Genomic DNA, 2,099 nt, shown 5'->3' with positions numbered 1-2,099 from the left:
AAGATGCCGTCGAAATCGGCCCAGGAAATTTCTCGACCGCCGCAGGGCATATCAATCGACCCATACTTATTGCGCGGCCATCCGTTGTTGGCGGCAGTAACAAGAGGCTCTGATTGGCACCTCAGCGCGCGCGGCTGCTTTTTGAAGCTGAAGCTTGATATGTGCCGCTTCTATGGTTTCTCCGCGCCGATTGAGACACTCATGTAATCCATGAAGACTCCAGACGTTTCCCGGGTGTTGGCAGGCTCGGCTTAAGGTCGCATCAAGCCCGAGGTCAGCCCGATAAACCGCCTCCGCTTCATCAAGCACCCCTTGTTCCAAAAGCAGCGCACCCAAGGCATGCCGCGTCGGCTGCATCCAGCCCCAAGGCTCATCGTAAGGCATATTGTCATCAATCTTGACAGATTTGCGAAGGTGATCGAACGCGGCTTCGTGGTTGCCAATGTGATAGGCAAGTTCTCCCAACATCATCTGTTCGGCGACCTTTAGAATGTCTCTGCATGAGTTGTTGAACAACATGCGGCTTTCCGGGACGTTGTCCCATGCGCCGTAGAATAGTGACTTTTCTGCTTGAGCTTCGTCGATCTGATGCAAGTTCGCCAATGCAACAGTGCGCGCATAGCGCATCATGGCCAGAGTTACACAATACAAGCTTTCGTCGTCGGGCAGTTCCTGAGCCAGAATTTCAGACCAGCGCCCAAACCGTATGAGGATATGCTGCTTCACCGGAATGAAACCTTCGAACCAATCGGCCATAGGACGCAATGTGTCTGAGGGCAAAGTGGCAACCAATTCCTCTGCGGCCTCCAATGCCGCCGTCGGTTGGCCAAGAAACATCGCGCCATAAATCTTGAAGTGATAATTGTGGCAACGATAGACCGAGTAAAAGTTGTCTGCGCCTTCCAGTTTCAAGAATTTCCGATCTGCCAGAATTGCTGCTTCATTCCGCAAAACAACATTCATGTAGTCTCCACACAGCACATCGATATGGGTTGGCATGTGAAGCAAATGGCCCGCGTCAGGCACAAGGGTGCTTAGGACATCTCCGTGGCGCAAGGCCTTCTCCGGGTGCGGCGACATCTCCATAAGGTGAATATACATGTGCAGAAGGCCCGAATGCTGCCAGGCCCCAGGCAAAGTTTCAAACGCGGTGTCCAGCACGGCGATCGCTTCAAGAGTGTCCGCGCCCTTGGCTGGTTGGCCGGTTGGTAAATCCCACAACTGCCACGGAGTGCGGTTCATGATCGACTCTGCAAAAAGAGCGCACACATCCAGATCGTCACCAAACTTGGAATGAACCTGACGCATTGCGTCGGCGAAGGCATCATTCCATGGGCTGAAGTCCTCAACGTCCGAAGCGTCGGGGTAACGTGCGGGCAAGGCTTCGATCAGTGCGCGCTCCACTGGCGTGACTTGACTAAGCAGCCCGTTCGCGGCGTCGATTGAGGATCGGGCGACTTCGATACAGTCGGGTTTTTCGTCGTCCTCGAATGTTTCCCGAGGTTTGTTGTAGTTAGGGCCAATGCAATAGGCGATGCCCCAATGGGCCATTGCGCAGTTGGAATCCGCTGACAGCGCTTTGCGAAAACACTCAATGGCTTCTTCATGATTGTAGGCATAGGTCCATGCCAAACCTCGGTCGAACCACTTTTGAGCCTTCCGAGAAGTGGTGGAAACTGTTCGGGAATATGTGCCCAGATCGTAGTACGCCATCGCTGATGTCTCCTTCTCAAGTCCGCTGCATATTACCGCAAAACCGCTTGAGAGGGTAATTTCGACGTTCTATCGCTTCCATGCGCGTTGTTGGGGCAGGGGCGGCAGTTGGATTTGATGACCAGCTTATGCTGAGAATTTCGAGCGGCGTTTCTCCAATTTTTGCGATTTAGTGTGCTGCGGAAAATTAAATTTTCGAGCGCGTTCCTGTCGTTTGCAGCTGCTTCGTAAGGTAACTGGGTCTGAAAAAATGTCAGAATCGACGGTGAGTACATCGTTTGGCCAATACTTCTTCAGTGCGGGCCTTGACCTCAAAAAATCAATCAAATAGTAGTGTGAAAGTTGAGCGGGCGTTGTGTAATGGTTAAGACCTCAGTTTTCCAAAC

General features: G+C 52.5%; 1 protein-coding gene. It reads right to left on the bottom strand.

The window, feature by feature from the left end; translation table 11 throughout:
• Nucleotides 1-66: 66 nt before the first annotated feature.
• Nucleotides 67-1,713 (bottom strand): tetratricopeptide repeat protein, encoded by a 1,647-nt coding sequence (locus BUC32_RS19945; RefSeq protein WP_073257377.1) that lies wholly within the window; start codon nucleotides 1,711-1,713, stop codon nucleotides 67-69.
• Nucleotides 1,714-2,099: the final 386 nt, after the last annotated feature.

Source organism: Shimia gijangensis (assembly GCF_900142085.1).
Classification (GTDB): Bacteria; Pseudomonadota; Alphaproteobacteria; order Rhodobacterales; family Rhodobacteraceae; genus Shimia; species Shimia gijangensis.
Note: the sequence above shows the minus strand (reverse complement) of the source record. Positions and strands in the feature narration are given on the sequence as shown.

What these genes read in the sequence shown, in the direction of transcription:
- BUC32_RS19945 (WP_073257377.1), bottom strand. Translation starts at nt 1,713, where the DNA reads ATGGCGTACTACGATCTGGGCACATATTCCCGAACAGTTTCCACCACT.